Origin of the sequence: Jidongwangia harbinensis (genome assembly GCF_020216025.1) — a bacterium.
Taxonomy (GTDB): domain Bacteria; phylum Actinomycetota; class Actinomycetes; order Mycobacteriales; family Micromonosporaceae; genus Actinoplanes; species Actinoplanes harbinensis.
The window spans coordinates 24,197-47,797 of sequence record NZ_JAIWNC010000002.1; the positions used below are offsets into that span (position 1 = coordinate 24,197).

The window sequence follows — 23,601 nt, forward strand, 5'->3', positions numbered from 1 at the left end:
CTCCTGTGCGCAGAACCACACTGATCGGCGTGTTCGCCGCCGTCACCCTGGTCATGACCGGCTGTGCGGTGCCCGTGGGCGAGACCCGCGCCGCGACCCGGGCCGCCACGGCGCTGGTCCGCGACGCCGCCGCCCAGCAGCGCGCGCTCGACGCGCTCGGCGCCTCCGGCACGGCCGGCGTCGACCCGGTCACGGCCGCCGTCCAGACCGCCCGGCAGCGCGCCGACCTCGCCGGGGACATTCAGTTCTCGGCACCGAGCGGCACCTTCCAGGGCCAGCAGCCGGTGCAGCTGAGCACGACGATCGCCAACGCGCAGATCCACTACACGGTGGACGGTTCCGCGCCGACCAGCGCCTCGCCGCTCTACTCGGCCGCGCTGACGCTGACCCGTACCACCCAGGTCCGGGCGCAGGCCTTCGTCAACGGTACGGCCTCCGGCGAGCCGGGCAGCTCGGTCTACATCGCCCGCGCCGTGGACGCCCAGCACGACCTCCCGCTGGTGGTGCTGGACGCCTACGGCGGCGGCAAGCCCGCCCGCGAGTACCGTGACGTGGCCGCTCTGATCGTGGACAAGCAGAACAACGTGGCCTCGCTCAGCACGGCGCCGGCGGTGGCCACCCGGGCCGGGTTCCACCTGCGCGGACAGTCGTCGAGCAACTTCCAGAAGGCGCCCTACCGGCTGGAGTTCCGCGACAACGAGGACAAGGGCGCGGAGTTCCCGGTGCTCGGCATGCCGGCCGACGAGGACTGGGTGCTGCGCGGCCCGTTCCCGGACAAGACCCTGATCCGCGACGCGTTCGCCTACACCATCGGCCGGGACATGGGCCTGCGGGCGCCCCGCTTCGCGTTCGTCGAGGTCTACCTCAACCTGGACGCCGACCCGATGGGCGCGGACGACTACCAGGGCGTGTACCTGCTGCAGGAGAACCTGAAGAACTCGCCGGAGCGGATGAACCTGGCGAAGCTCAAGGAGACCGACGTCACCGAACCCGCGGTCTCGGGCGGGTACATCATGCAGTTCAACGCGCTGGCCGCCGAGCCGCCGCTGCTGACCTGCACCCGCAAGCCGCCGTCGAACGCCTGCTGGAGTGACCTGGAGGTCAACGAGCCGAAGGAACTCGCGCCCCAGCAGCAGGCCTGGATCACCGACTACGTGCAGAAGTTCCACGACTCGCTGCGCAGCGCCAACCCCGCCGATCCGGTCACCGGCTACCCGGCGTACGCCGACGTGAACTCGTGGGTGGACCGGGTCGTGCACAACGAGCTGGCCCGCGAGCCGGACGCCTACATCCGCAGCACCTACTTCTTCAAGGACCGGGGCGGCAAGCTGGTCGCCGGGCCGCTGTGGGACTACGACATCGGTTACGGCGCCTACACCGGCTTCGGCGGTACCGGCGCGACCTACACGGGGTGGCAGTTCTCGGCCGGCTTCTTCGGCACCACGGACTGGTTCCAGCGGCTGATGGCCGATCCGAGCTTCCAGACCCTGGCGCAGAACCGGTGGACGGCCCTGCGGTCATCGATCATGTCCGACGCGCAGTTGCGGGCCCGGGTCGACACGCTGACCGCGCCGCTGGCCAACGCCGCCCAGCGCAACTTCACCAAGTGGCCGATCCTCAACCAGGCCAACGTCGGCGGGTTCCAGACACAGGTCAGCCAGACGTACGCCCAGCAGCTCGAGATCATGAAGACCTGGCTGGTCAACCGCGCGAAGTGGCTGGACACCTCGGGCTGGCGGCCGACCACCGGCACGCCGCCCGCGGCGCCGCCGCCGCATCTCAGGTGACCCCGGGGCCGGTCAGGCCAGCGGCGCGATGCTGAGCGAGGTCAGGGCGACCGGCGGGGTCGCGGCGCCGTCCTGGGACCGGGGCCGGACCTGCACCCAGTCCACGCCGCCGCGTTCCTTCGCCACCTCCGCGCTGACCTTCAGGGTGGGTTCGATGGAGCGTGACAGGTTGCCGTACGCCACCTCCATGGTCAGCACGTCCTTGGTCACCGGGCTGAGCGTCACCGCGCCCGCCGGGGTGCCCTGCAGGAAGTCGATCAGCACGCTGACGTTGTGGCAGTCCGCCGCGTTGTCCGGGGTGGACGAGGTGAGGAACCTGCGGTCCGCCTCGGTCACCACGGACACCGCGGTGGCGCCCTCGCAGCCGGGCACGGCCACCGCACGCGGGTCCGCGCTGACCAGGAAACCCTGGTCGCGGAAGGCGTCGCTGGCCAGCACGCCGTCGCCCGGCGCGGTCAGATCGATCACCCGGGCCTCGACGTCGCCTCCGCCCTCGGGCGGCGGTTGCTGCGTGGCGGCGGCGGAGGAGGCACCCCCGGCCTCCGGGGGCGGTGGCTGGTTCGCCGAGGCGCCCGGCTGGGCGGCGGGCGACGACGCCTCCGCGGTCGGCGCCGCCGCGCTGGGCGCGCCGCCCACCGCCGGTCCGGACACCGCGGGCGCGGCCACCGGGGCCGGATCCGGTTCGTCGTCGCCCCGGGCGGCCAGCAACGCGGGTACGGCCACCGCGGCGGCCAGCACCACGACCGCGGCGGCGATCCCGGCGACCTTGGCGAACTTCGACGCGAACCGGGGCCGCTGCACGAACGTCGCGGTGCCGGTCCCGGCCGCCGCACCGGGCAGGTCGGGCGTGGCGGTCAGGGTGAGCTGACGCTGCTGTTCCCGGTTCCACGGCAGCGGCGCCTGCACGGTCAGCAGCGACTGCGCCGACGTGCCCGGCGGCAGGTCCACACTGGGCGGTTCGAACGTGGTGGTGACCCGGCGTTCCGGGTCGGTGGCGGCCAGGTAGAGCCGCACCGGCGAGTTGCCGCCGTTGGCCACCTCGACGGTGTACCGGCCGGCCCGGCCGCCGGTGACCACCTCGGGCGTGGCCCGGACCGTGATCTCCTGCACCGAGGCCAGTTCGACCGGCACCTCGACGCACCGGGACACGTCCTGCCGGTACGGCGAGCGCACCAGCGCACCCACCACGTACGTCCCGGCCGGGGCCGGCGGCTGCACCGGCAGCTGCACCCGGACGGTCAACGTCGCGGACTCGGACGGGCGCAGCTTGGCCACCTCGGGCTCGGCGCGCACGGTGGCGCCGTTCGGCAGGCCGAGGAACTCCACACCGTAGTGCTCCACGATGTCACTGGCGTTCTTCACCGTGACGTCGAACGTGAGGGCGTCGCCGGGTGCCGCGTCCGCCCGCTCGGGGGCCACCGTCACCCGCAGGGGAAGGGTCATCGCGCGCCTCCCGGGCTGCACATCGCGTTCAGGGGTTCGGTGAGGAGGGTACGGCCTGGACCATGCTCGCAGACCGCGACACCGGTGAACAATCGCCTCGCCGTCGGAAAGAGGACAGCCACCCGGGGGTGCTGGCCCGGTACACCGCGGCCGCCGCGCTGGCCCGGCTCGCCGACGAGGGCAGCCGGGTGGCGTTGCTGTTGCTGGCGCTGGAGTCCGGGCACGGCCCGGCGTTCGGTGGCCTGCTCATCGCCGCGCTGATGGTGCCGCACGTGGTGGCCGCCCCGGTGGCCGGCGCGCTGGCCGACCGGGTGCGCCGGCGCCGCCCGCTGTACGTCGCCGGGCTGCTCGGCTTCGGGCTGGCGCTGACCGGGTCGGCGCTGACCGTGGCGGTGGCACCGGCCGCCGCGTTCGGCTGTGCGGTGCTGGCGGGCTGTTGCGCGCCACTGCTGATCGGCGGCCTGACCAGCCTGCTCGGCGAACTGGCCCCGGCGAACCTGCCCCGGGCGTACGGCCTGGACGCCAGCTCGTACAGCGTCGCCGGGATCGCCGGACCGGCGCTCGCCGCCGTCGTCGCCGGTACCGCGGGTGGCGTGGTGGCCGCCGCGGCGCTGGCCGGCGCCTGCGTGCTCAGCGCGGTCCTGGTGACCACGCTGCCGGTGCCGGACCGCGGGCCGGACCGGACCACCCGGCGCCGCGGCACCGGCCGCGCGGTGTCCGCGCTCTGGCGCCGCCCGGTGCTCGGCGCGGTGACCGCCGGGACGACGCTGAGCCACTGCGGCGTCGGCGCGCTGCCGCTGCTCACCGCGGCGCTCGCCACCCGATTCGGGGACACCGCGTTCACCGGCGTCGCGCTGTCCGTGGCGGCGGTCGGTGCGCTGATCAGCTCGCTGGCGTACGCCCGCTTCCCGATCCGCCGGTGGCGGCCGGAGCACGTGGTGCTGGCCGGGCTGACCGCGCTCGGCGTGCCGTTCGCCCTGCTGGTGTTCCTGCCCGGCCGGTGGCCGGCGCTGGTGCTGTTCGCCGTCGCCGGCCTGATCGAGGGACCGCTGTTCGCGTCGCTGCTGACCGTCCGGGACCGGGAGGCACCGCCGGAGGTACGCACCCAGGTGTTCACCATCGCCGCGGGCCTGAAGGTGACCGCCGCGGCGGCCGGTGCGGCGCTGGCCGGGCTGGCCACCGGTTTCGGTGCCACCGCGCTGCTGCTCGGGGTCGCGGCCAGCCAGTTCGTGGCCGGCGGCGTCACCGCGGGGCTGCTCCGCCTGCGGCCGCGCTAGGCCCTGTCTCGCACTTGGGCGGATGACCGAACAGGGCCTAGGCTCCGATCGGTGACCACGAGCTATCACCAGGATGTGACACCCGGCGCGGGGCTGCGGCCGCCGCGGGCCGCGTTCGCCACCGACGCGGCGGACCTGAGCCTGGACGGCGCCTGGCGGTTCCGGCTGCGGCCGGTCGCCGAGGCCGGCACCGACGGGTTCGAACAGCCCGGGTACGACGACACCGGCTGGGACCGGCTGCCGGTACCGTCGCACTGGCAGTTGCACGGCTACGGCAGTCCCGCGTACACCAATGTGCAGTTTCCGTTCCCGATCGATCCGCCGTTCGTCCCGGACGAGAACCCGACCGGCGACTACCGCCGGGAGTTCGACCTGCCGGACGGCTGGCCGGCCGGCCCGGCGGTGGTCCGCTTCGACGGCGTCGACTCGTGCTACCGGGTGTGGCTCAACGGCACCGAGCTGGGGCACGCCAAGGGCAGCCGGCTGCCCGCCGAGTTCGCGGTGGAGGCGGCGCTACGGCCGGGCCGCAACGTGCTGGCGGTGCGCGTGCACCAGTGGTCGGCCGGCAGCTACCTCGAGGATCAGGACATGTGGTGGCTGTCCGGCATCTTCCGCGGGGTACGGCTGCTGGCCCGCCCCGCGCAGGGGCTGGACGACGTGTTCGTGCACGCCGGCTACGACCACGTCACCGGCCGCGGCACGCTCCGCGTCGAGGTGCCCGGACCGGCCCGCCTGACCGTGGCCGAGCTGGGTCTGGTCGATGTGGACGCGGCCGGCCCGCACGTCCTGGACTCGGTCGAGCCGTGGTCGGCGGAGCACCCCCGTCTCTACGACGCCGAGGTGCGCACCGGGTCGGAGCGGGCGGTGCTGCGGATCGGGTTCCGCACGGTGGCGCTGACCGACGGCCGGTGGACGGTGAACGGCACCCCGATCCGGCTGCGCGGCGTCAACCGGCACGAGTGGGACCCGGACACCGGGCGGGCCGTCTCGCTCGACGTGATGCGGCGCGACCTGCTGCTGATGAAGCAGCACAACATCAACGCGGTACGCACCAGCCACTATCCGCCCGCGCCCGCCTTCCTGGACCTCTGCGACGAGCTGGGCCTGTGGGTGATCGACGAGTGTGACCTGGAGACGCACGGGTTCGTCCTGGTCAACTGGCGCGGCAACCCCAGCGACGACCCGCAGTGGGAACCGGCGTTCCTGGACCGCGCCCGCCGGATGGTGGAACGCGACAAGAACCACCCCAGCGTCATCGCCTGGTCGCTGGGGAACGAGGCGGGCGTGGGGCGCAACCTCGCGGCCATGGCCCGCTGGATCCGCGACCGCGACCCGGACCGGATGATCCACTACGAGGGCGACCGGAGTTCGGTGTACACCGACTGCTACAGCCGGATGTACGCGCCGGTGGACGAGGTCGCGGCGATCGGGGCCGGCACCGAACCGCCGCTTGGCGACCCGGACGCGGACGCGCACCGGCGGGCGCTGCCGTTCATCCTCTGCGAGTACGCGCACGCCATGGGCAACGGCCCCGGCGGCCTGACCGAGTACCAGGAACTGTTCGAGACCCACCCGCGGTGCCAGGGCGGATTCGTCTGGGAGTGGATCGACCAGTGCGTCCGGACCCCGCTGCCGGACGGCACCGGACACTATTTCGGGTACGGCGGTGACTTCGGCGAACCGGTCCACGACGCCAACTTCATCGCCGACGGCCTGGTGTTCCCGGACCGCCGGCCGTCTCCGGGCCTGATCGAGCTGGGCAAGGTCTTCGAGCCGGTCGGGATCACGGTGGACCCGGCGGCCGGCACGGTCACCGTGCACAGCCGGTACGACGTCCGGGACACCGCCCACCTGACGTTCGCGTGGTCGGTGGACGGCACCGGCGGGACGCTGGACGTACCGGTTGTGGCGGCCGGTGGCCGGGTCACCGTGGACCTGCCCGACCTGCCCGACGGCGGGCCGGACAGCTGGCTGACGGTCCGTGCGGTGCTGGCCCGGGACGAGCCGTGGGCGCCGGCCGGGCACGAGGTGGCGTGGGCGCAGGCGTCGCTCGGCGATCAGCCGCCCCCGCCGGTCTCCGCGGATGCTCCGGTCTCGGCGGATGCGCCGGCCACCGCGGAGGCTCCGGTCCCGGCGGCCTCCGTGGCGGCGCCGGGGGCCGGTCCCGCCTCGGCCGGGACACTGGTCGCGGCGCGGCCGGTCGAGGTCGGCGCCGGGCGGTTCGACCCGGTGACCGGCCTGCTGGTGCGGCTCGGCGACCTCGCGCTGGACGGCCCGCGGCTGGACCTGTGGCGGGCTCCCACCGACAACGACGCCCCGCCGCGCGACGTCCGGCACGCGGTCGGGCCGGGATGGCGCCGCGCCGGCCTGCACCGGCTGCAGCACCGGGTGGTCGAGTCCGGCTGGGACGGCGACACCTACGTGCTGCGGACCCGGGTCGCGCCGGCCACCACCGACATCGGCGTGCTGACCACCTACCGGTGGACACCCGACGGCGACGGGCTCCGGCTGGCGGTCGCCACCGAGCCGGTCGGGCCGTGGGGTGGCGTGCTGCCACGGGTCGGGCTGCGGATGGCCGGCCCGGCGGCATGGCAGTCGGTGGAGTGGTTCGGCGGCGGGCCGGGGGAGGCGTACCCGGACAGCCGGCGGGCCGCCCGCATCGGCCGGTGGACCCGGCGGATCGACGAGATGCAGACGCCGTACGTGTTCCCGCAGGAGAACGGCAACCGGACCGCGGTGCGGTGGGCCCGGATCACCGGCCCGGACGGCACCGGCCTGCGGGTGGACGGCGCACCCACGTTCGAACTCACCGTACGGCGGTGGACCAGCGAGGACCTGGACGCGGCGCGGCATTGGCACGACCTGCGGCCGCGGGACCGGGTGTACGTCAACCTGGACCTCGCCCAGAACGGCCTCGGCACGGCGTCCTGCGGCCCCGGCGTGCTGCCCGGGTACGAACTGCGCGCCGACCGGCCGTACACCTTCGCGTTGCGGCTCGCCGCTGTGAGCGCTCCCAGTGCGGAAGGGACCTGATAAACCGGCCTGCCCCGACTCCTTCCGGCAAGCATCGACGCTCATCTATTGTGAGCGCTCCCAGTGTTTGTCCGAAGGAGTTCGTCGATGTCTTTCTCCGGCCCCGGCCGGCGTGCGACCGCGTCCGGCGCGGTCCTCGCCGCCGTCCTCGGCGTCACCACGCTCACCGTGCCGGCCGCGCCCGCCGGCGCGGCCAGCACGCTGACCATGCGCGGCGCCGACGTCTCGACGCTGCAGCGCGCGGTGGAACTGGGTGCGAAGTACTACACCGCCGACGGTACGCAGGCCGACCCGCTGGACATCCTCCGGTCGGCCGGGGTCGACTACCTCCGCCTGCGGGTCTGGAACAACCCGCGCAGCGGCTACAACAACGCGGCCAAGGTGCTGGCGTACGCCCGGACCGTGAAGGCGAAGGGCTTCCGGCTGCTCGTCGACTTCCACTACTCCGACACCTGGGCCGACCCCGGCGTGCAGACCAAGCCGGCGGCCTGGGCGAGCCACGGCATCGCCGCGCTGACCACCGACGTCTACGACTACACGTACGCGCTGTGCCGGGATCTGAAGGCGCAGGGCACCACCCCGGACAGCGTGCAGATCGGCAACGAGATCAACGTCGGCATGCTGTGGAACGACGGCAAGGTCGTCAACAACGACTTCCGCAACCTCGCCGCGCTGCTGAAGGCCGGCTACCAGGCCACCAAGGCGTGCCACAGCGATACCCAGGTCATGATCCACACCGCGAACGCGGACAGCCAGGCGCACGCCCGCTGGTTCTACGACGGCATCCGCGCGGCCGGAGTGACCTGGGACGCGACCGCGCTGTCGTACTACTGCAACTGGCACGGCACGCTGGCCAACCTGACCTCGGTGATCGCCGACGTGCGGACCCGGTACGGCCGTCCGGTCGTCCTGGCCGAGACCGCCGCCCCGTTCACCACCGCGAACGCCGACCACACCGGGAACAGCATCAGCACCGCCTGCCCCGGATATCCGGCGACCTGGGACGGCCAGGGCGCCGCGTTCACCGCCGTCCAGCAGGCCGCCAAGGCGGGCGGCGCGATCGGCGTCTTCTACTGGGAGCCGACCTGGTACGCGGTGCCCGGCAACGGCTGGGACCCGAACGACATCGCCAACTCCGGTGACGGCTGGGACAACATGGCCGTCTTCAACTGGACCGGCGTGCTGAACCCGGCGGTGCGCTGGATCAGCTGAGCCGCCGGGCACCCCGAGGGGCGGCGCCGCCGGCCACGCGGCCGGGAATTGTCGCACGGAACACCCCCGGACAGGCGGATTTCACGTTTTCGCTGTGCGCGCCGGTGCGGCCGTAGACAGTGGGGGCGGTGAGCCTGCTGCGCAGTCGGGGGAAGGCATGAATCGGATGAGATTGACGGTCGGGCGTCGGCTCGGGCTGGGCTTCCTGGCGGTGGTGCTGAGCATGGTGGCGCTGGTCGTCGCCGGGGTGACCCAGGTGGCCTCGATCGATCAGAAGCTGACCGTCATCAATGACATCAATGCGGTCAAACAGCGGTACGCGATCAACTTCCGCGGGAGCGTGCACGACCGGGCCATCGCGGTCCGGGACATCGTCCTGGCGAAGACGGACAGTGAGGTGCAGACCGAGGTCGACCTCATCGAGCAGCTGACGGTGAAGTACGACGACTCGGCCACCAAGATGGACGAGATCTTCGCCGACGGGTCCAAGGCCGACGACAAGGAGCGGGCGGCGCTGGCGGACATCAAGAGTGTCCAGGCCACCACGCTACCGATGATCGACCAGATCGTCAGCCGCCGGCAGGCCGGGGACAACGCCGGTGCGCTCACCGTGCTGACCTCGCAGGCGCGTGCGTCGTTCGTGGAGTGGCTGCGGGTCATCAACGTCTTCATCGACCTCGAGGAGTCGATGAACCAGGCCGAGACCGGCTTCGCCCGCTCCACCGCCCAGCGGTTCCTGACGCTGATGCTGGTGCTGTGCGCGATCGCGGTGGCGCTGGCGGTGGGCATCGCCTGGTGGACCACGCGCAGCATCACCCGGCCGCTGGACCAGGCCGGCACGGTCCTGCGCGCGGTCGCCGACGGTGATCTGACCCGGCGGCTGGCGTTCCGGCGGGACGACGAGGTGGGCCGGATGGGCCGATCGCTGAACAGCGCGCTGGAGTCGATCGGCCAGGCGATGGCGAAGATCTCCGCCGGCGCGGAGCGGCTGGCCTCGGCGAGCACCCGGATCAACGGGCTGTCCGGCACCATCGCGGCCGGCGCGGAGGAGTCGTCCGCCCAGGCCGGGGTGGTGTCCGCGGCCGCCGCGGAGGTGTCCCGCAGCGTGCAGACCGTCGCCGCCGGTTCGGAGGAGATGGGCGCGTCGATCCGGGAGATCTCGCACAGCGCCACGGAGGCCGCGACGGTCGGCGCCAACGCGGTGACCGCGGTGGAGACGACCGCGGACACGATCTCGCGGCTCGGTCAGTCCAGTGAGCAGATCGGCGACGTGGTGCGGTCGATCACCGCGATCGCCGAGCAGACCAACCTGCTGGCCCTCAACGCCACCATCGAGGCGGCCCGGGCGGGCGAGTCCGGCAAGGGCTTCGCCGTGGTCGCCGGGGAGGTCAAGGAGCTGTCCCAGGAGACCGCCCGGGCGACCGAGGACATCTCCCGCCGGGTCGCGGCCATCCAGTCCGACACGGCCAGCGCGATCACCGCGATCCAGGACGTGGCCCGGGTGATCGCCCGGATCAACGAGTACCAGACCACCATCGCGTCCGCGGTCGAGGAACAGACCGCCACCAGCAACGAGATGAACCGCAGCGTGGGCGAGGCGGCGTCCGGTTCCGGCCAGATCGCGGCGAACATCGACAGCGTCGCCTCCGTGGCGCGCTCCACGAGTACGTCGGTCGCCGAGTCGCGTCAGGCGGCCGGGGAACTCGCGCAGGTGTCCGACGAACTCCAGTCCCTAGTGTCCGGCTTCCGGTTCTAGACGGTGGCGGGGGCCGCGCGGCGGGCCGCTGCCGCCGTACCCTCGTCGGGGTGATGGCGGTGTGATGCGTGAGTGGGCGATCGGCCTGGGTGCCGCGCTCGCCGGCCTGGTCGCCGGCTGGCTGCTGTTGATCGTGCTGGCCCGCCGCCTGCCGCCGGGCCTGTTGCGCGACCTCGCCGCGTTCATCCCGGACTGCGTGACCACGGTCCGCCGCCTGCGCGCGGATCCGCGGGTGCCGCGCCGCGCGAAGGTGGTGGTGCTGCTGGCCGGGCTCTGGGTGGCCAGCCCGATCGACCTGATCCCGGAGTTCATCCCGGTGATCGGCCCGCTGGACGACATCGTGGTGGTGGCGCTCGCGTTGCGCTACGCCGGCCGGCACGTGCCGCGGGACGTGCTGCTCGCCGCCTGGCCGGGCGAACCCCGTCTGGTGGAACGCCTGCTCGGCCCGGCACGCCGCGGTTAGCCGGGCACACCTGGACCTCGCCTCGCTCCGGCCCCCACTCCGAAACACGCCCTAGGATGGCGCCATGGCTGTCGATCTTTTCGCGGGCATCTCCGTCTCCGACTACCCGACCGCGCTGACCTGGTACGAGACGCTGTTCGGTGGCCCGCCGACGTTCTGCCCCAACGACATCGAGGCGGTCTGGGAGGTCGCCGAGCACCGCTATGTCTACATCGAGCAGCGGCCCGCCCACGCCGGCCACGGCCTGACCACGGTGTTCGTCGACGACCTCGAGGCGCGGGTGGGCGCGATCGCCGACCGGGGGCTGGAACCGGCCGAGCGGGAGACGTACACGAACGGGGTCCGGAAGGTCACCTACCGCGATCCGGACGGCAACGAGATCGGCCTGGGCGGCGCACCGCTCTGACGGTCACACCGCCGTCGAGGTCGCCTCGGCCGGCCCGGGCACGGCGGGCCCGTCGGCGTAGCGCCTGCTCAACCGCCGGTACGGCCGGCTGCGCAGCGCCACCGTCGTGGCCACCAGGCCGACCACGCCGGTCAGCACGAACACCAGGGCCAGCCCGCGGTCGGCTCCGGTGCCGAACCAGGTGCCGATGGTGCGCGCCCCGGCGCCGTCGGTCATGAACGGGATGAACACGAACTGCGCGACCGGCGAGATCAGGAACGCGGTGAGCGGCGACGCGGCCTGCTCGACGCTCTGCGCGAACCCGAACACCCGGCCCTGCCGCTCGTACGGCACCACCTTCTGCAGGATGGTCTGCTCGGCGGCCTCCGCGTACGGCACCAGCAGCATGTAGACGTACAGGCCGGCGGCGAGCAGCAGCACCGACGAGCGCATCGGGAACAGCAGCGTCACCGCCCACAGCACCAGGTTGACGGCGAGCAGCGACCGGACCGGGTTACCGCCCAGGCCGGTCCGGGCGATCAGCAGCCCGCCGATGATGAAGCCGGTGCTCAGCACGCCCCACAGCAGGCCCCACGCCTGCACCGACACCAGCGACAGCCCGTAGGCGTCCAGCAGCGCCATGAACACGCCACCCAGCAGATTGTTGAACGCGGAGAAGAGGATCAGCGCGGACAGCCCGGGTACCTCGCCGATCACCCGTACCGTGCCGCGGAGGTCCACCCGCCGGGAGCCCGCTTCGGATGTCTCCGCGGCGGCCGGCCGCTCCGGCACGGGCACGAGCGCCAGGTGCAGCACCGCGACGGTGAGCACGCCGAGCGCCAGGATCAGCACCCAGAACATGCCGTCGAGACCTACCAGGACGCCGCTGATCACGGACGTCACCAGGAACGACGTGCCGGACGTGGTGCCGACCAGCCCGTTGGCCCGATCCCGGCTGTCCTCGGCGATCAACGCGGTGACCAGCGTCGGCAGGGCGATGGTGCGGATGTTACCGGCGATCACGCCGAGCATCAGCAGCACGATCAGCGCCCACAGCGCGAGGCTGCCGGGGTCGGTGAAGGACCCGTCCGGGACCAGCTGGTAGACCGCGAAGGCGGCCGCGTACAGCACCGTCGACACGATCGCCGACACCTGCATCATGGTCTTCTTCGACCGGTGGTCGACCAGGCTGCCGAACCAGATGCCGGTGAGCGCGGTGAACACCAGGAACACCGCGGAGACCACGCCGGTGGCGAAGACCGACCGGGTCTGCAGGTACACGTAGAAGGTCAGCGCGAACCAGACCGTGTAGTTGATCACGGAGACCAGCAGCGTGTTCACGAGCAGATGGAAGAACGCGCGGCGATTCCCCTGGATGGCGACCATGACCATGACGGTAGGACCTCGAGCCGGGTTCATGTCCACCCGGGGCGCCGCCGCACACGGTCGCCGGGGCGGACCCGTAAAATCGGCTGCTCAGGAGGCTGACACCGAGTGACCACCGAGACCGGCCCCGTGCCGCGCACGCCGCTGACCCGCGACCGGGTGCTCCGGGCCGCCATCGCGATCGCCGACGGCGGCGGCCTCGGCGCGCTGACCATGCGCCGGCTCGCCGAGCACCTCGGCGCCGAGGCGATGTCGCTGTACTACCACGTGGCCGGCAAGGAAGAGCTGCTGGACGGCGTGGTCGACGTGCTGGTCGGGGAGATCAACGAGGTGACCGGCCGGATCGGCCGGCCGGCCGGCGGCTGGCAGCCCGCGGTCCGCGCGACCGTGCTGGCCGCCCGCGAGGTGCTGCTCCGCCATCCCTGGGCGCCACGGGTGCTGGAGTCGCGGACCCGGACCAGTCCGGAGGTCCTCCGCTACTACGACGCCCTGCTGGGCATGATGCGGGCCGGCGGGTTCTCCTACGATCTGGCCCATCACGCACTGCACGCCCTGGGCAGCCGCGCGCTCGGCTTCTCGCAGGAGCTGTTCGACCCGGCCGCCGGTGCCGATCAGCCGCCGGACGCGGCGCTGGCCGACCTGGCCGCGGAGTTGCCGCACCTGACCGGCATGGTGCGGGAGATCGCGCACGACGACCCCGGCTCGACCCTCGGCTGGTGCGACGACCAGGCCGAGTTCGCGTTCGCGCTGGACCTGATCCTGGACGGCCTGGACCGCCTCCGCGCGGCCGCCTGACGCCTTTCCGGCACAGCCTGGCGCTTCCTTGCGCCGCTACCTTACGCTGTAAGTCTTACAACGTAAGGGAGGCTCCATGAGGGCATACGTCCAGACCGGGTACGGCTCGGCGGACCGGCTGCGGGTCCACGAGCTGGACCGTCCGGAACCCACCGGCGACGAGGTGCTGGTGCGGGTGCGGGCCACGTCGGTCAACCCGTACGACTGGCACCACCTGCGGGGCGAGCCGGTCGTCGCGCGCCTGCTGCCGGACGGCCCCGGGCTGCGCGGCCCGCGGTTCCCCGTGCTCGGCTGTGACGTCGCCGGGCAGGTCGAGGCGGTGGGCCCGGCGGTGACCGGGTTCCGCCCCGGCGACGACGTCTTCGGGCTGCTCGACGGCGGCGGGTTCGGCGAGTACGTCAGCGCCCGGGCCGGCCGGTTCGCCCGGATGCCGCGGAACCTGTCCTACCCGCGGGCCGCCGCGGTCCCGATGGCGGCGGTCACCGCCCTGCTCGCGCTGCGCGCCGCCGGGACATCCGGGCCGGGCCGGGTGCTGATCAACGGTGCGTCCGGCGGCGTCGGCACGTTCGCGGTGCAGATCGCCCGGGCGTACGGCGCCACGGTCACCGCGGTCGTCGGCGCCCACAACGCCGCCCTGGCGACGTCGCTGGGCGCCGCCGACGTGATCGACTACCGGACCACCGACTTCACCCGCAGCGGGCGGCGCTGGGACGTGGTGCTGGACGTGGCCGGCAACCACCCGGGGCGGGCGTACCGGCGGGTGCTCGCCCCGGGCGGCGTCGTGGTCCTGGTGGGCGGGCCGGCCGGCCGGTGGGTGCAGCCCGCCGGTCACGTCTTCGCGACGCTCGCGGCCGGCGCGTTCGCGCCGGGCCGCCTGCGGCTGGCGGACGCGGTCCGGTGCCCGGACAAGCGGGCCTGCCTCGACGAGATCACCGCTCTGATCGAGGACGGGCGGGTGTCCCCGGTGATCGACCGGGAGTTCCCGTTCGACCAGCTCGCGGCCGCGGTCGACTACCAGGAACAGGGCCACGCCGCCGGCAAGGTCGTGGTCAGCCGGTGACCTCGGTACGGCGGCTTTCCCGATCCCGGCGGATGCGGCGGCATCGTTCCGCTAGCGTTACTCGGTGTGATCGAAGCGATGCGACGGTGGCGCATCTCGGCCCGGATCGTGGTGATCGCCGGTCTCGGTGTCCTGGTGGCCGGCGCTCTGGTGGGCATCGCGGTGTCCGGCTTTCAGGCGCAACTGGACGCCAGTGGCCGGACCCGCGAGGCCACCCGGCTCGTCGGGCAGGTGATGGAGGCCAAGTTCCGCACCGCGGACGTGGCCGGCTGGCAGACCGGGTACGCGTTCGACTTCACCCGCGGAGTGCCGAACGCGCTGTCCGACACCGTCGGCCAGCGCCAGCAGTTCCTCGCGTCCGCCGCGGCCCTGCGGGCCGAGTACGACGCGGTCGGCCGCGCCGAACTGGACGACGGCGAGCGGGCGCTGCTGACCCGGGCCCGTGAGTCGTTCGAGACGTTCCTGGAGATCGACGGGCGGATCGTGGAGAACTACCGGGCCGGTACCCCGGAATCCATCCGGATCGCCAACGATCTGGCGTCCGGGGAGTCCCTGGACGCCTTCGGTCAGGCGTCGGCCGCCACCAGCGAGCTGGCCACGCAGATCACGGCGGCGGGTCTGCGGGCCGCCGACGAGGCCGCCGCGACGGCCCGGCGCGGACGGCAGACGCTGATCGCCACCGGCGTGGCCGGGCTGCTGTTGTCGGTCTTCGTCGCACTGATCGTGGCGCGCAGCATCGCCGCGCCGCTGACCGCGCTCCGCCTGCGGATGGCGGACATCGCCGAGGGCGAGGGCGACCTCCGGGCCCGGCTCACCGAGTCCGGCCGCGACGAGCTGACCAGCGTCGCCCGGTCCTTCAACACCTTCGTGGCAGACATCGCCGAGGCCATGCGGGCGGTGGACGAGCGGTCGCACCGCCTGGCCGACAAGTCCCGCGACCTCACCACGGTGTCCGGTGAGCTGGCCATGTCCGCGGACCAGACCAGCAGCCGGGCCGTCGCCGCCAGCGGCGCCGCCGAGCAGATCTCGGCGAACGTGCAGGCGGTCGCGGCCGGGGCCGAGGAGATGGGTGCCTCGATCGGCGAGATCTCCCGCAGCGCCGGCGAAGCCGCCGGCGTGGCGTCGGCCGCGGCCGGGGTGTCCACCGTGGTGACTGCCACGGTCGGCAAGCTCGGCGACTCCAGCCGGCAGATCGGCGAGATCGCCAAGGTGATCACCGCCATCGCCGAGCAGACCAACCTGCTCGCGCTCAACGCCACCATCGAGGCCGCCCGCGCCGGTGAACAGGGCAAGGGGTTCGCCGTCGTGGCCGGCGAGGTCAAGGACCTGGCGTCCGAGACCGGCCGGGCGACCGCCGACATCGACGCCCGGATCACCGCCATCCAGACCGACACCGCCGAGGCGGTGGAGGCCATCGGGCGGATCACCGAGGTGATCGACCGGATCAACACGCTGCAGACCACCATCGCCTCGGCGATCGAGGAGCAGACCGCGACCACCGAGGAGATGAGCCGCAGCATCGGCGATGTCGCGGCCGGTTCGACCGAGATCAGCGCGGACGTCACCGCGGTCGCCACGACGGCCGGGACGACCACCGCGGGGGTGGCCGCCATCCGGGCCGCCGCGGACGACCTCGCCGAGGTGTCCGCCGACCTGCAATCGGTGGTCGGCCGCTTCCAGATCTGAGGGCGGACGCCGGTCCGTCCGGTTCCCGCCGTGCGCTAAACCACGTCCGGCACAAGCCCGGGAATGCGCGCCGCGGCCACCGCGCGGACCAGCGCGACCGCCTCGGCACCCGGCATCGCCGGGAGTTGCCGGCCGTCCCGCAGCCGCAGCACCACCCGCCCGTCCGGTGCCTCCCGGGGCCCGATGACCGCCACGTACGGGATCTTCCGCCCGGCCGCCGCCCGGATTCGCGCCCCGACCGACCCGTCGTGGTCCACCTCCGCGCGCAGCCCGGCGGCGACCGCTTCCCGGACGAACGCCTCGGCGGCGGCCTGCTGCCCGGCGGCCACCGGCACGGCGACGATCTGCACGGGGGAGTACCACACCGGGAAGGCGCCGGCGTGCACCTCGATCAGGTGCGCGAACAACCGTTCCAGCGAGCCCACCAGGCTGCGGTGCACCAGCACCGGCCGGGCCGGGCGGCCGGAGGAGTCGGCATAGGACAGTCCGAACCGCTCCGGCTGGTGGAAATCCACCTGGATGGTCGACAGGGACGACTCGCGGCCGGCCGGGTCGGCGATCTGCACGTCGATCTTCGGGCCGTAGAACGCGGCCTCGCCGGGCGCCGCCTCGTACGGCACGCCGGCCGCGTCCAGTGCCTCCCGCAGCAGTCGTTCCGCCTCGGCCCAGCCGGCGTCGTCGCCGGCGTACTTGCCGCCGCCGCCGCGCAGCGACAGCCGGAACGACGCGGCCCGCAGGCCGAGCGCGGCGTGTGCCTGCCGGACCAGCGCCAGGGCGCCGGCGACCTCCGCGCCGATCTGCGCCGGGGCGCAGAAGACGTGCGCGTCGTTGAGCCAGATGGACCGCACCCGGTGCAGGCCGCCCAGCACGCCGGAGCGCTCGGCACGGTACATCGCGCCCAGCTCGGCGATGCGCAACGGCAGGTCCCGGTACGACCGCGGGCGGGACCGGAACACCAGCGCGTGGTGCGGGCACAGGCTGGGCCTCAGCACCAGCGCGTCGCCGTCCGCGCCGTCGTCGCCCAGGGGCGGAAACATGTCGTCGGCGAAGTTCGCCCAGTGGCCGGAGAGTTCGTACATCTGGCGTTTGCCCAGGGCGGGCGAGTACACGTGCTGGTAGCCGGCGCGGCGTTCCAGCTCGCGCACGTACGACTCCACCTCGTGCCGCGCCGCGGCGCCGGCCGGCAACCAGAACGGCAGGCCGGCGCCGATCAGCGGATCGGAGTCGAACAGGTCGAGCGCGCGGCCGAGCCGGCGGTGGTCCACGGACATCGGTGTCTCCTCGGGTCATGGCCGGCGGGACCCCGGAGGCACACACGAGAGCGGCCCCGGGCATCTCGCCCGGGGCCGTGTCGTCGCTGGGTTCGGATCAGCGCGAACGTACGCCGGGACGTCCCGGCGTCGTCGTCATCGCTGCGCTGATCACACCGGCGACGGTACGGCGTGCCGCCGCGACGGGCCAGCGGATTACCGCCCGGTCCGGACCGGGCGGTCCCGGAGACGTCCCCGAGGCGTTTTGTCTGTTATAGGGTTTCCGTATCAGTCCTCGAGCCCTCCCCAGCCTGGGCCTGCTCGGCTCCGGACCGCGCGTCGCCGCCCGGCAGGCGGCGGCGCTGTTCGTCCTTGCCGGTGTCCTCGCGATCGTCGGCCTGCCCACGGCCCCCGGCCGCGGCGCCGACCTGCTCACCATCGCCGCCGCCGACCTGCTGATCGCCGCGGTCGCCGGACAGCTGCCCTGGGACCGGTGGCACCCGCACGCTCCGGCCCTTCTCGCCCTGCCCGGCTTCGTCGTGCTCGGCTTCTCCACCTGGGCGTTCGGCGGCGTCGCGGCCGGCACCGGGCCGTTTCTGGTGCTGCTCTACACCTGGGCGGCCCTGCATTTCTCCCGCGCCCTGGTGTGCGCCCTGGTGGTGCCGGCCACGCTGGCCTACCTGGTGCCGCTGATCGTCACGGGCCAGCCGCCCGCGGTCCTCGGCAGCGGGTTCATCCTGCTGCCGGTCGCGCTCGGCATCGCGCTGCTGGTCCAGGCCCAGGCCCAGCACCTGCGCGCCGAGCGGGAGCGCCTGGCCCGCCTGGAACAGTGGCGCGGCTCGCTGATCAGCACGCTGGCGCACGACGTCCGGTCACCGCTGGCGACGGTGCAGATGACGCTCGAGGAGCTGAAGAACACCAGCGCCGCGGAGGTGCGGCCGATGCTGGACGCCGCGATCCGGCAGACCGGCCGGATCGCCCGGCTCGCCACCGGGCTGCTCGACCTGAGCCGGATCGAGGCCACCGGCACCCTGCGCCTGAACCGGCAGTGGCTCCCGGCCGGCGACCTGGTGCGCGAGGCGCTGTCCTACGTGCGGCCGGACGGGGTCACGGTGGACATCGACGCCGGACTGACGATCTGGGTGGACCCGGAGCGGTTCGAACAGATCGTGGTGAACCTGGTCGCCAACGCCCTGCGGTACGGGCAGCCGCCGGTGACGGTCCGCGCCGCGGCGGACGGGCCGGTGGTCCGCATCGAGGTGCGGGACCACGGACCGGGTGTGCCCGAGGAACTCCGGCCGCGGCTGTTCACCCGGTTCGGCGTGGGCGGGCCGGACGGCACCGGGCTCGGCCTGTGGATCGTGCGGCAGCTCGCCGAGGCGCACGGCGGCGCGGCCCACTACGAGCCGGCCGGCCCGGGCGCGCGGTTCGTCATCACCGTCACCGCCGGCCCCCGGTGACCGTCAGAGCAGCTTCTCCACGGTGATCGGCAGGTCCCGGACCCGGCGGCCGGTCGCGTTGAAGACGGCGTTCGCGATGGCCGCCGCGACGCCCACGGTGCCGATCTCGCCGACGCCGCGTACGCCGGCCGGGTTGAAGACGGTGTCCGGGTGGTCCAGGAAGTGCACGTCCATCGGCGGGACGTCGGCGTTGACCGGGATCAGGTAGTCGGCGAGGTTGGCGTTGGCGATGCGGCCGTTCGGCTCCACCTGGGCTCCCTCGAACAGGGCCTGGCCGACACCGAAGAGCATGCCGCCCTCGATCTGGTTGCGGGCGGTCTTCGGATTGACGATGGTACCGGCGTCCACCACCGTGGTGATCCGGGACAGCCGCAGCTCGGCGGTCCACCGGTTGACCCGTACCTCGCAGAAGTGCGCGCCGAAGGAGTGGAACGCGTACTCCGCGGGCGGGCCACCGGGGCCGCCGCTCGCGGTGGCTTCGACCGCCGGGTGGCCGGTCGCGGTCAGCAGCGCGCCGAACGTGACACTGCGGCCACCGGCGTGCAGCGCACCCGCCCGGTACTCCACCCCGGCCGGGTCGGCGCCGTGCAGCACCGAACGCTCGTCCGACACGGCGATCTCGGTCAGGGACCGGACGGCGGCCGCGGCGGCGTCCCGCAGCGCCGGAGCCACGCCGGCGGTCGAGGCGGACCCGAACGCGCCGAAGTTGGCCGGCAGGGCCGAGTCGCCCAGCTCGGGCCTGACCCGGTCCATGGCGATGCCCAGCCGGTCCGCGCCGAGCTGGGCCAGGACGGTCCACATCCCGGTTCCGAGGTCCGCGGACGCGGTGGACACCGCGGCGGTGCCGTCCGCGAGCAGCCGCACCCGGACCGAGGTAGGGAACCGGTTGGCCGGGTAGACCGCGGTGGCCATCCCCATGCCGACCCACCAGTCGCCCTCGGCGACCGCGGACGGCGTGGCCCGGCGCCGGGCCCAGCCGAACCGGGACGCACCGACCCGGTAGCACTCGTCGAGGTGCTTGCTGGACCACGGCACGTTCCGGCCGGGCAGCACCGTCGCGTAGTTCTTCAGCCGCAGCGCCACCGGGTCCATCCGCAGCGCGGTGGCCAGTTCGTCCATCGCGCACTCCAGCGCGAACGAACCGGACTCCTCGCCGGGTGCGCGCATGAACGTGGACGGCGGCACGTCCAGCGTCACCACCTTCTGCCCGACGTGCAGGTTCGCGGTCCGGTAGAGCATGCGCGAGGTGGTGCCGGGCGCGGATTCGAACACCGAGCCGGAGCCGGACAGGCTGGACCAGGCGTCATGCTTCAGCGCGATCAGCGTTCCGTCGTGGTCCGCGCCGAGCGCGATGGCCTGGGCCACCGCGGACCGGTGCCCGGTGACGGTGAACGTCTGCGGCCGGGTCAGCACGGTCTTGACCGGGCGGCCGACCGCCCGCGCCGCCGCGGCCGTCACCACCGCGTCGGCCCAGGTGGTCGCCTTGTTGCCGAACCCGCCGCCGACGTACGGGCTGAGCACCCGCACCTGGGCCGGGTCCAGCCGCAACGCCGCGGCGATCGACCGGGCGTGCCCGGCGGGTGCCTGCGTCCCGCCGTGCACGACGAGCCCGCCGTCCCGCCAGTCGGCGACCGTCGCGTGTGGCTCCATCGCGTTGTGGTGCTTGCTCGGCTGGGAGTAGTTGCCCGAGACCACGACCGGGCTGGCCGCCAGCGCCTCGTCGATCGACGTCACGCCGTCGGCCAGGATGTCCACCACCGGCGGCTCCCAGCCGCCGGTGGGCACGGTGGCGGTGGGGATACCGGCGGCGAACGAGGCGGCCGGCGGTGTCTCGTCGTAGTCCGTCCGGACCAGGGCGGCGGCGTCCCGGGCCTGCTCGAACGTGTCGGCCACGACGATCCCGATCACCTGGCCGTGGTACCGGACGAGGGTGTCCTGCAGCGGCACCCAGTTCTGGCCGGCGCCGGCGGCCAGCGCGAGCGGCTCGAACGGGGTGAAGACGGCGAGCACGCCGGGTGCGGACCGCGCCGCCGCGGTGTCCATGCTCCGGATGGTGCCGTGGCCCACGTCGCTGACCAGGAGATGCCCGTGCACCATCCGGTCCGGGTGCTGGTCGGCGGCGTAGGCCGCCGTGCCGGTGACCTTCCGGCGGCCGTCGACCCGGTTGACCGGCCGGCCGAGCGGGGAGTCAGCCACGGCCGTCCACCAGGCTCAGCACGGCCCGGGTGATGGTGCGCTGCAGCAGGAGCACCTTGAACCGGTTCTGGCTCAGTGGCCGCGCCCCGTCCACCGCGTGCGCCGCCGCCGCGGCCACCACGTCCGGCCGTGGCGCCCGCCCGGTCAGCGCGTCCTCCACCGCGGGCAGCCGCCACGGCCGGGTGCCGACGCCGCCGGCCGCGACGCGTACCTCGCGCACCACCCGGCCCCGCATCCGCAGCGCCACCGCGGCCGAGCAGAGCGCGAACTCGTAGGACTGCCGGTCGCGGATCTTCAGGTACGTGGACCGGGTGCCGGCGGGCAGCGCCGGCACGGTGACCTCGGTGATCAGCTCGCCGGGCCGCAGGGCGGTCTCCTGGTCCGGGGTGCTGCCGGGCAGCAGGTACAGGTCCGCGATCGGCAGGGCGCGGCGGCCCCCGGCGCCGTGCACCAGCACCGTGGCGTCCAGCGCCACCAGCGCCACCGCGAGATCGCTGGGATGGGTGGCCACGCACGTGTCGCTGGTGCCGAGCACGGCGTGCGTACGGTTCTCGCCCTCGATCGCCGGGCACCCGCTGCCGGGCACCCGTTTGTTGCAGCCGGTCCGGACGTCCCGGAAGTAGCCGCACCGGGTCCGCTGCAGCAGGTTGCCGCCGATGCTGGCCATGTTGCGCACCTGCGGTGAGGCGCTGTGCCGCAGCGCCTCGGCGAGCAGCGGGTAGCCGGACGTCACCGCCGGGTGGCCGGCCACGGCGGACATCCGCTCCAGGGCGCCGATCCGCAGCCCGGGACCGTCCGACCGGATTCCGCGCAGCGGCAGCCGGTTGATGTCGAGCACCGCGGCCGGGTTGGCGACCTCCAGCTTCATCAGGTCGACCAGCGTGGTGCCGCCGGCCAGGTACGCCAGGCCGGGCGCCGGCCGGTGCACGGCGTCCTCGACGCTGCGCGCCACGTCGAACCGGAACGGCCGCATCACCGGCTCCGCGGGCCGGGACGCACCGACCTGATCGCCTGCACGATGTTGTTGTACGCGCCGCACCGGCACAGGTTCCCGGACATGTACTCGCGGATCTCGCCGTCGGAGCGGGTGTGCCCCTCGCGCAGCAGCGCGACCGCCGACATCACCTGGCCGGGGGTGCAGAATCCGCACTGCAGGCCGTCGCAGTCCACGAACGCCTGCTGCACCGGATGCAGGGTGTCGCCGTCGGCGAGCCCTTCGACCGTGGTGACCGACCGGTGCTGCACGGTGCCGACGAGGGTGAGGCAGGACAGCACCCGTTCGCCGTCGACGTGCACCGTGCACGCGCCGCACTGCCCCTGGTCGCACCCCTTCTTGGTGCCGGTCAACGCGAGCCGGTCGCGGAGTGCGTCGAGCAGCGTGACCCGCGGGTCCACCCGGATCCGCTCCGGCCGCCGGTTCACGGTCATCGCCACCTCGATGGTGGCCTCGCTGCCGGCCGCGCCGGCGGCTGCGGCTGCGCCGGCGGCCGGGCGGCCCGCGGCCAGCGCGGCACCGGGCACCACGGTCGCCGAGGCGGCGCCCGCAGCCGCGACGGCGGTCCGGCCCAGAAGGTCGCGCCGGGACACCCCGTCGCCGTCTGCCTGCCCTGTCATCACATGGCCTCCACGCGGTCGCGGTGGGTCCGGCGGAGCCCGGAACTTCCGAAGAAGACAGTGATGAACGTTAATGTCCGAGAGCCGGGAGCACAATGGGTGTGCAGGTGTGCGTGGAGGGAGCGGCGATGCCGGCCAGGAGACCACAGGGGTGGTGGCGCAACTCCCGGCACCGGTGCGAGGCGCGGTGGCGACGGCTGTCCGGCCAGGTGACCGGACCGTTGATCCGGATCGACCTGGAGCCGGCACCGAGGTAGCCCCGGTCAGTGCGGGGAGAGCTTGACGGTGGCGTCGAACCAGGACGCCTCGCGCAGCGTGGCCAGCAGCCGCTGCCGCCGGGCGGCGTCCTGCCGGTCGATGAAGAGCACGCCGTCCAGGTGGTCCGTCTCGTGCTGGATGCAGCGCGACAACATCCCGTCGCCCACCACCTGCACCGGGTCGCCGTGCGCGGTGAACCCGGTGGCCACCACGTTGAGCCGGCGCCGGGTGTCCAGGTAGACGCCGGGGATGGACAGGCAGCCCTCGGGGCCGTCCTGCTCGTCGTCGTCCGGGAAGGACAGCACCGGGTTGACCAGGTGGTCCACGCCGCCGTCCACCAGCTGCGGCGCGATCACGAAGACGCGCAGGCCGACGCCGAGCTGCGGGGCGGCGAGGCCGGCGCCCTGGCGGTCGGCCAGGGTCTCCCGCAGATCGGCCACGAGGGTACGCAGCTCCGCGTCGAAATCGGTCACCTGCTGGGCGGGCCGGCGGAGGGCGGGGTCCCCGACGAGCCGGATCGGGAGTACGGTCACGGCGCCA

18 protein-coding genes are annotated in these 23,601 nt (G+C 73.5%); 11 read left to right on the forward strand and 7 right to left on the reverse strand.

Features of this window, described 5'->3' with window-relative positions; translation table 11 throughout:
* Positions 1-5: 5 nt before the first annotated feature.
* Positions 6-1,787, forward strand: coding sequence for a CotH kinase family protein (locus LDL48_RS02695; protein ID WP_225253344.1), 1,782 nt, complete (start codon positions 6-8; stop codon positions 1,785-1,787).
* Between the two features lie 12 nt (positions 1,788-1,799).
* Here LDL48_RS02695 and LDL48_RS02700 read toward each other — a convergent pair whose 3' ends face one another.
* On the reverse strand, positions 1,800-3,230 hold the full coding sequence (locus tag LDL48_RS02700; protein WP_225253345.1) for a COG1470 family protein: 1,431 nt from the start codon (positions 3,228-3,230) through the stop codon (positions 1,800-1,802).
* Between the two features lie 62 nt (positions 3,231-3,292).
* Here LDL48_RS02700 and LDL48_RS02705 point away from each other — a divergent pair, with 62 nt between their 5' ends.
* The 6 genes from LDL48_RS02705 (at position 3,293) to LDL48_RS02730 (ending at position 11,377) form a co-directional block, all read left to right on the forward strand.
* Positions 3,293-4,507: an MFS transporter gene (locus tag LDL48_RS02705; protein ID WP_225253346.1), complete on the forward strand. Its 1,215-nt coding sequence runs from the start codon at positions 3,293-3,295 to the stop codon at positions 4,505-4,507.
* 51 nt (positions 4,508-4,558) lie between these two features.
* Positions 4,559-7,540: a glycoside hydrolase family 2 TIM barrel-domain containing protein gene (locus tag LDL48_RS02710; protein ID WP_225253347.1), complete on the forward strand. Its 2,982-nt coding sequence runs from the start codon at positions 4,559-4,561 to the stop codon at positions 7,538-7,540.
* An 87-nt stretch (positions 7,541-7,627) separates the two neighbouring features.
* Positions 7,628-8,752 carry a glycoside hydrolase family 53 protein gene (locus tag LDL48_RS02715; protein ID WP_225253348.1) on the forward strand — a complete coding sequence of 375 codons (1,125 nt, stop codon included), beginning with the start codon at positions 7,628-7,630 and terminating at the stop codon, positions 8,750-8,752.
* 166 nt (positions 8,753-8,918) lie between these two features.
* The gene (locus LDL48_RS02720; RefSeq protein WP_225253349.1) at positions 8,919-10,508 is read left to right on the forward strand and encodes a methyl-accepting chemotaxis protein; all 1,590 of its coding nucleotides are present in this window, start codon (positions 8,919-8,921) and stop codon (positions 10,506-10,508) included.
* Positions 10,509-10,572: 64 nt separating this feature from the next.
* Positions 10,573-10,971 (forward strand): YkvA family protein, encoded by a 399-nt coding sequence (locus LDL48_RS02725; RefSeq protein WP_225253350.1) that lies wholly within the window; start codon positions 10,573-10,575, stop codon positions 10,969-10,971.
* A 64-nt stretch (positions 10,972-11,035) separates the two neighbouring features.
* Positions 11,036-11,377 carry a VOC family protein gene (locus LDL48_RS02730; RefSeq protein WP_225253351.1) on the forward strand — a complete coding sequence of 114 codons (342 nt, stop codon included), beginning with the start codon at positions 11,036-11,038 and terminating at the stop codon, positions 11,375-11,377.
* A gap of 3 nt (positions 11,378-11,380) precedes the next feature.
* On the opposite strand, the gene LDL48_RS02735 is transcribed toward LDL48_RS02730, so the two are convergent.
* On the reverse strand, positions 11,381-12,742 hold the full coding sequence (locus tag LDL48_RS02735) for an MFS transporter (protein WP_225253352.1): 1,362 nt from the start codon (positions 12,740-12,742) through the stop codon (positions 11,381-11,383).
* Positions 12,743-12,850: 108 nt separating this feature from the next.
* Here LDL48_RS02735 and LDL48_RS02740 point away from each other — a divergent pair, with 108 nt between their 5' ends.
* The 3 genes from LDL48_RS02740 to LDL48_RS02750 all read left to right on the forward strand — a co-directional run bounded on the left by LDL48_RS02740 (position 12,851) and on the right by LDL48_RS02750 (position 16,283).
* Positions 12,851-13,537 carry a TetR/AcrR family transcriptional regulator gene (locus tag LDL48_RS02740; protein WP_225253353.1) on the forward strand — a complete coding sequence of 229 codons (687 nt, stop codon included), beginning with the start codon at positions 12,851-12,853 and terminating at the stop codon, positions 13,535-13,537.
* Positions 13,538-13,613: 76 nt separating this feature from the next.
* The gene (locus LDL48_RS02745; protein WP_225253354.1) at positions 13,614-14,597 is read left to right on the forward strand and encodes an NAD(P)-dependent alcohol dehydrogenase; all 984 of its coding nucleotides are present in this window, start codon (positions 13,614-13,616) and stop codon (positions 14,595-14,597) included.
* Between the two features lie 66 nt (positions 14,598-14,663).
* A complete protein-coding gene (locus LDL48_RS02750) occupies positions 14,664-16,283 on the forward strand; it encodes a methyl-accepting chemotaxis protein (protein WP_225253355.1) in 1,620 nt (539 codons plus the stop codon).
* Positions 16,284-16,318: 35 nt separating this feature from the next.
* Here the strand turns inward: LDL48_RS02750 and thrS are convergent, their stop codons facing one another.
* Positions 16,319-17,554, reverse strand: a complete 1,236-nt coding sequence (gene thrS, locus LDL48_RS02755; protein WP_225253356.1) for a threonine--tRNA ligase — start codon at positions 17,552-17,554, stop codon at positions 16,319-16,321.
* A 518-nt stretch (positions 17,555-18,072) separates the two neighbouring features.
* On the opposite strand from thrS, the gene LDL48_RS02760 reads away from it, so the two are divergent.
* Positions 18,073-18,993 (forward strand): sensor histidine kinase, encoded by a 921-nt coding sequence (locus LDL48_RS02760; protein WP_225253357.1) that lies wholly within the window; start codon positions 18,073-18,075, stop codon positions 18,991-18,993.
* 3 nt (positions 18,994-18,996) lie between these two features.
* On the opposite strand, the gene LDL48_RS02765 is transcribed toward LDL48_RS02760, so the two are convergent.
* The 4 genes from LDL48_RS02765 to def all read right to left on the reverse strand — a co-directional run bounded on the left by LDL48_RS02765 (position 18,997) and on the right by def (position 23,594).
* Positions 18,997-21,189: a xanthine dehydrogenase family protein molybdopterin-binding subunit gene (locus tag LDL48_RS02765; protein WP_225253358.1), complete on the reverse strand. Its 2,193-nt coding sequence runs from the start codon at positions 21,187-21,189 to the stop codon at positions 18,997-18,999.
* The gene (locus tag LDL48_RS02770) at positions 21,182-22,162 is read right to left on the reverse strand and encodes an FAD binding domain-containing protein (RefSeq protein WP_225253359.1); all 981 of its coding nucleotides are present in this window, start codon (positions 22,160-22,162) and stop codon (positions 21,182-21,184) included. Before LDL48_RS02770 ends, LDL48_RS02765 begins: the two co-directional genes overlap by 8 nt.
* Positions 22,162-22,617, reverse strand: coding sequence for a (2Fe-2S)-binding protein (locus tag LDL48_RS02775; protein ID WP_225253757.1), 456 nt, complete (start codon positions 22,615-22,617; stop codon positions 22,162-22,164). Before LDL48_RS02775 ends, LDL48_RS02770 begins: the two co-directional genes overlap by 1 nt.
* Before the next feature lie 449 nt (positions 22,618-23,066).
* Positions 23,067-23,594, reverse strand: a complete 528-nt coding sequence (gene def, locus LDL48_RS02780) for a peptide deformylase (RefSeq protein WP_225253360.1) — start codon at positions 23,592-23,594, stop codon at positions 23,067-23,069.
* Between the last annotated feature and the right edge of the window lie 7 nt (positions 23,595-23,601).